At 53.7% G+C, this 5,800-nt stretch carries 6 protein-coding genes; 3 read left to right on the top strand and 3 right to left on the bottom strand.

The genetic code is table 11. The features are described 5' to 3' along the window. Together G3436_RS21270 and G3436_RS21275 are read right to left on the bottom strand one after the other, a co-directional pair. A partial coding sequence (locus tag G3436_RS21270) for a UvrD-helicase domain-containing protein (RefSeq protein WP_243667249.1) occupies nt 1-1,550 on the bottom strand: 1,550 nt, incomplete at its 3' end. Between the two features lie 200 nt (nt 1,551-1,750). After that, entirely contained in the window at nt 1,751-2,233 is a 483-nt protein-coding gene (locus tag G3436_RS21275; protein ID WP_338001300.1) for a helix-turn-helix domain-containing protein, read from the bottom strand. A 320-nt stretch (nt 2,234-2,553) separates the two neighbouring features. On the opposite strand from G3436_RS21275, the gene G3436_RS21280 reads away from it, so the two are divergent. Together G3436_RS21280 and G3436_RS21285 are read left to right on the top strand one after the other, a co-directional pair. Then, entirely contained in the window at nt 2,554-2,868 is a 315-nt protein-coding gene (locus G3436_RS21280; RefSeq protein WP_163949140.1) for a hypothetical protein, read from the top strand. 168 nt (nt 2,869-3,036) lie between these two features. Then, entirely contained in the window at nt 3,037-3,534 is a 498-nt protein-coding gene (locus tag G3436_RS21285; RefSeq protein ID WP_163949143.1) for a hypothetical protein, read from the top strand. A 267-nt stretch (nt 3,535-3,801) separates the two neighbouring features. Here G3436_RS21285 and G3436_RS21290 read toward each other — a convergent pair whose 3' ends face one another. Next, the gene (locus G3436_RS21290) at nt 3,802-4,188 is read right to left on the bottom strand and encodes a hypothetical protein (RefSeq protein ID WP_163949146.1); all 387 of its coding nucleotides are present in this window, start codon (nt 4,186-4,188) and stop codon (nt 3,802-3,804) included. A gap of 798 nt (nt 4,189-4,986) precedes the next feature. On the opposite strand from G3436_RS21290, the gene G3436_RS21295 reads away from it, so the two are divergent. Further along, on the top strand, nt 4,987-5,754 hold the full coding sequence (locus tag G3436_RS21295; protein WP_163949148.1) for a hypothetical protein: 768 nt from the start codon (nt 4,987-4,989) through the stop codon (nt 5,752-5,754). Nucleotides 5,755-5,800: the final 46 nt, after the last annotated feature.

The raw sequence follows: 5,800 nt of genomic DNA on the forward strand, positions 1-5,800 counted from the left end.
TTTAGCTCTTGATCGTTCAGATTCGCCGCTCGAAACAATCCAAGCATGTCCGTCAGAATTTCTGCGAACCGAGTAATGGCACCGAACTCTCGAAGGGTTTCCAGAACTGCTTCTGGGGGCAGCGGATCCAGTCGGACGCCTGCGTTGACCAACCGCTTCTTCAATGCATCGAGTAACACGCCTTCCTGCTTTTCATAATGGAACGTCTCGATCAGCTTCGTGGCGCCCAGCTTGTGAACCTCGCGTTTCCACTCCATGTCGGTGTGGTATTGGTCTCGGTCAATGTAGGGAGCGGTATCGCCATTACGATCCGTGCCAAAGTGTTCGATGTAGATACCGTAGTCTGGGAGGTAGAAATCAGGGCAGTAGGCGCCGCGAGCCTGAATTCGTATTGCTGTGTTGTAGACGGCCTCGTACTTGTATTCGATGCCATTTTTGAACAGGAAATTGGCAATGTCGCACTCTCCGAAACCTTTCACTGCTTCGCCCTTGAGTGTGCGAATCTCGTTGTCCTGCAGGAACCGGTAGTATTCGCCTAGGGTGTTGAAGTCGAAGGGGTTACGAACAGGGTACAGCCACTGCTCGAAGTAGCTCAGCAGCAGTTCTCGGTACTCAGATTCTCGTTGTTTGGCCTCAAAGACGGTGTTGACGAAATGGGCTTTCAGGGCTTTGTCGGTGGCCATGGGACTGGTGGCGGCTGGATCCGGCTCTGACTTGTGAACGATGCACTTGCCCAACCGATGGAAGGTTTCGGCGGTTATGCCCTTGATACCCAACTTGCTTTCAAGGCGTTCCCTTAACTCTTCAGCGGCTTTGCTACCGTACGCAAGGAGCAGGATCTCTTCGGGCTTGGCCTGCCCACTGTTAACCAAAAAAGCGACCCGTCCGATGACGGTACTGGTCTTGCCGGTACCGGCGCCGGCGAGGATGAGGTTGTTATCCTCATCAATGATGCACGCCTTTCGTTGGTCTGTTGTCAGCGGGCTGCTCTCGACGCTCTCAAATAGGTCGTGATAGTCGACCAGGGCATGGGCAACGTAAGCGTTACGGGATCTCTCAAGCCATTTTTCGGGATGCTGAGTGAGATCCCTCATCAGGGCTAGGTGGCTTTGCTGCTCAAGCGTTAGAAGGCCTTTAGGTGGGGCTGGAGGGCACGTGCTTGCCCATGATAGAGCCTTCAGTCTGTAACGTTCCCATTTCGACGTCCGCAGGTAGCGTTCGCTCAGCAGGGCCTCTTCGAAAGCCTTAAGGTGAGTTTGGGCCGCTGTTATACGGGGTGTGTACCAAGCTCGGGTGAGCGCTTCCCATGCGGTATCTCGTTGCTGCTCTGTACGAAAATAAAGGCGAGAGGTTCCGCGCGGGGTGCTGACGGATACCATGTGCAGAAACCAGATTGCAGACCTTTTGGGGCGATGACTGATAGCAGCAAACTCAACTTTCTCAGCGCTTTTTCGCGTGAAAATCTCAATGCTGGCGGTGGAAATGTTCAGAGCATGCGCAGACGATGGAAGCCATCGAGTCCACCAGGGAGGAGCGAGTTTTGTGAGCATCTGGTACCAGCACCGGCATCAACGCTTGGTGCGCGGTGCACTTCCTTTCTGAGTAAATTGGGCATGCGCTACACGCCAGGTTTGTAGCAAACCTGGAAGGTGCAAAGATGCGTAACGCCATCTGGAGTGGCATTGTGATATGACTTCGAGATGCCCACAACCTATCTCAAACTTCCGTAGACGAGACAGGCGTTACCTGGTCAGCCTTCAGCTGGTAGCGATCGATCCCAGAGAAAACCAACGGTTGAACGGGTAAGGCCCAGCCGCCGCGCGGCCTCTGCTTTGCTTAATCCAGCCTTTTTACACTCAAGCACTTTCCGCAGCTTGGCGAGGTCTGCGGGTCGTGAGGCAGGCCGTTTCAGAACCTCCATTCCAGCCAGGTGTGCGGCAATGGCACTCGTGCTCACCTTCGCCTCGATCACTTCCAGTTCTTTTGCGGCATTGGCGAGCACGGTAGAGGTGGGGATGTTGTCACGGGTCGAGAGAATCAGCGTCATGAGGGCTACGGGACTCAGTTCGAGCGCATCGGCAAGCTCCGCAAACTTGTCCACCGTCGGGCTGCTGTGTCCGTTTTCGATGCGGCTCAAGAAAGTCTGAGACACAGCGCTTGCCAGGCCCTCCTGAGACAAATCTAGGCTGTCTCTCAACGTTCTAACGACTGCTGCCAAGGCCGGCTTCAACACGACGTATCCCTCAAAATTCAGGATATAGCCATGTTGCGGTGTACAGTTACATGGCGTATGCGATATAAAGCTGTCAGTTTTAGCTCTCGTCTGACGCCTAGCGGCGCCTGAGGCGGGTGCTGGTGATCTGCAACGGCGTGATGGTTCCTGGCTATTTCGTTTCGGATCCGCAATGCGTGTGCAGCTCGTGACGCCCCCCTGCATGCAATTAACCGCTAAATCGTGCCGGCTTGGCGCTGTCAGGTGCCACCGCCCCAAAAGGGCAGGCATTGCCATAGGTCAGCACAGCGCAACGGCTTTACCTATTTGAGATCGACTTGATGGCTAATTCTGCCCGGCACTTTGAACTCCCAAGCCCCGAAGAACCGTACAGCCTTGAGCAAGGCATTCCTGAAGAAATCACCAGGGCCCAGGGTGTTGAGTGGGGCGTATGCATCGACGCGTACCTTCTCAACGCGGCGAAGGCAGGGCAGCGATACGCCGCTGAAGTGTACTTCGATCGATCCGGCGTTTCAGAAAACGGCATGACAGTTGCGACCCCCCCTCTCAAATGCGTGGAGGTCAGGCAGGGCTTTAAGCTGATGAGAAGCGCAAGCGGTGATAACTATGTGTTCGCGAGCGAGTCCGCCATGTGATCGCATGAGCGCGGTGATCCGCACGGTGGAGACCTTCGGAGACCGGTGCCACCGCTCTTAGCGTGTGGGCAACCCCCTCCACAGACCAAGCGTCGCACCAGGGGCGTGAATTCGTATGCGTGTTAGTTATCGTAACTATATTTTTCCAAATCGGCTTAAGGATCAAGCATGTCCGATCTGATCAAACAGACAGTGGTTGTTAAGAATTACGACGTACAGGATAGAGGTGATCTTGATGGTCTCTATAGCCAGGTGCGTCTGGAAGATGCCGAAGGTAAAACTTTCTACTTCAAACAAGTTTTAATACCCAACTATTTGACCAGGCATGGAGCCATTGCTACCGATACTCCAAGAACCTGGTATTTCAAGAAGCTTTCCAAAAAAGCAATCGTGGTTTTAGCTTTTGAAACCAAGAATGGCAAAGTTGAGTATGATCTTGAGGTTGTAAAGCGCATGGAGAGGTCTGCCATCATCAAGGGAATTCTCATGGGCTTCGCGACTGTGCCGATGGCATTCATTGTAGCTATAGCAACTTATGGGGTGGGTTTGGCACTAATACCCGTAGGTATGTGGTACAGCTACCGAAATATTTTCAAGATTCCGGCTTTGATCGGCAGAAAGACGTTGTTGAAGGACTTTTCAGCGCACGGCATCATTGTGCGCTGACATGGATTGATCAGCGGCTTTATTTGACAGGCTAGGTTGCGACTGATAGCCAAAACTGTCCGAGAATGGGTGGGACAGGAGTGGCGCGACGCGCAATCTGCCCGGTCTGGCTATTGCAACCACCGTTATTGCGACCTTCAGAAAATTCCGAGTAGGTGCTGTGCCTGTTACTCACTAATGAGAGGGGTGCCTGGTCGTCACGCGTGACCGTGCACGCCGTATCGACACGACCCCGCAAGGCCTCTTAACTTAATTAGGCGTGCTGGCTCAATCATCATCGAGCTCACGGCGATGCTGCTCCACATGCCCCAAGTCACGTTCCCAGGCCTGTAAAAAGTCGGCCCAGTCTTGCCAATAAAACCCTTGCGCTACGCGCGCAGCTGGGCCTAATGCAACCGTGAAACGGGTTCTCCAAGGTTCTGGGATGTTGGCGTCTCTTATGATCCAGCAGCCAATTACATGAGGCTCCTTGGGAAGCTCTGAGAGCTTCTCCAGGCTTAGGTTGCAGACGCTGATGGGGTGTTCGCGGTCGAGTCGCTCAAGACCATCCAGGCGCTCCAAGATTGTCTTGGCAGCCCGGTCACCGGGCTGAAGCTCGGCAAGCTCCCTGATTGCTTGGCGTCGTTCGCGCTCTCGCTGCCAATTCTCGTTCATGATTGTTCCAAAGGAGTACAAAAATGCTCTCGATGAGAGCGGGCCTACTTGACGACAGTGCTATTCATTCTGGGAAAAGCCTACCACCACCCTATGCGGTTGAGCACCTCATCCAGGAGCGAAATCAGCTTACATGGACGTTTGTGAAATGGCCTACGGGCTGCAGGTCGGGATGCTCCCAAGCCGTTTTATTGTCCGTGAAACGTGATTGTGGCTGTGAATCCGTTGATCTTTGCCTGGAGGCCCCGAAATCCCTGGCATCGGGTGGATAATCGGCCCTTGGCAGATTGACAATTTTTCGACCGTTCGTCGGAATCGGTGGACTATTTTCCACCCCACCCCCTTGAAAATTTTTAAACGAGACGGAGTTTTTATATTTGAGAACAAGAGAAAAGCGGCAGTGTCCCAGACACCGCATTTCCACAGGACACAACCGGTTTTTACGTCTGATACTTGCGGCTTTTTCAGGCGCTCATTGACCTGGCTTGCGAGTAGAGCGGGGTGACGGGCAGGACTGGGGCGTGGGGGAGGATCGCTCTGCTTTGCAGCCGAAGGCTGCTGCTTCTGCTTTGTTTACAAACTAACGCCCAGATTTTTTTAAAAAACCATATATTGTGCTTTTTTGGTTTATTTTATGGCTACATGTCTATATGTTGTGTTTTTTCATCGCGATGTTGTTCTGAGTTAACGCCTCGCGTGCTTCTCGGTCGTAGTTGGATGCGCCCCCTGATGCGCTTACAGACGCCTATCACTTTTTCCGCACCGCTGAAGTACTAGGAAGCAGGGGAGATCGTCGCTGTGAGTAAAACGCTACTGATTGGCTGGGATGTAGGTGGATGGAATTGCGACCGGAATCGCCTCAGTCGGGACGCCCTGGTCGTACTGGATGATTCATTGCAGGTGCGTGGTAAACCTTGGCGCGGCAACCTGCGAAACCAGATCAACCAGGCTGAATCTACTTCCGACTTTATCCGGGCGCTGCTCGGTAACTGCCAAGTGGAGAGCCTGCTGAGTGAAGAGCTGCCGGTAGTCCTGGGCATAGACACGCCGCTGGGGTTTTCTTCGGAGTTGATCGACTTGCTGGTGAATGGAAGACCTGTTCCTGCAGTGGAATCCTCGGACACAAATTCCTACTTGTTCCGGTTCACTGAACGCTTCCTCTTCGAGCGCGGGCTTTCCCCTTTATCCGCTATCAAGGACATGATCGGCAGTCAGGCCACCAAGGGAATGCATGTGCTGGGACGCTTCATGCCACATGCAGTCCAGTGCGGTGTGTGGTCAGACAATGCGCGCGCGAGCGCGATTGAGGTCTATCCGAGCTCGACGAAGCGCTCAATGTTGGTCGATGATCTGAGACAGCAATGCCTTGAGCGTTCAGCGCTCACTTCTGCTGAGTGGCACGAGGATGAACAGGATGCTCTGACCTGTGCCTTGCTCGCCTGGCTGTACAAGATCGAGCCAGGGAGCTTGGTATGGCCACCGGTTGATGCTCCCAGCCGTGAGGGGTGGATCTTCGTGCCGAAAGATTGCTTGGTGGGTGATGGAGAAGTGAAGGGCGGATTGTGAGGATTATCCCGGAGGGTACCACTGTCCAGATCACTATCATGAGGCC

Origin of the sequence: Pseudomonas brassicae, from assembly GCF_010671725.1 — a bacterium.
Classification (GTDB): Bacteria; Pseudomonadota; Gammaproteobacteria; order Pseudomonadales; family Pseudomonadaceae; genus Aquipseudomonas; species Aquipseudomonas brassicae.

What these genes read in the sequence shown, in the direction of transcription:
- G3436_RS21290 (WP_163949146.1), bottom strand. Translation starts at nt 4,188, where the DNA reads ATGAACGAGAATTGGCAGCGAGAGCGCGAACGACGCCAAGCAATCAGG.
- G3436_RS21285 (WP_163949143.1), top strand. Translation starts at nt 3,037, where the DNA reads ATGTCCGATCTGATCAAACAGACAGTGGTTGTTAAGAATTACGACGTA.
- G3436_RS21280 (WP_163949140.1), top strand. Translation starts at nt 2,554, where the DNA reads ATGGCTAATTCTGCCCGGCACTTTGAACTCCCAAGCCCCGAAGAACCG.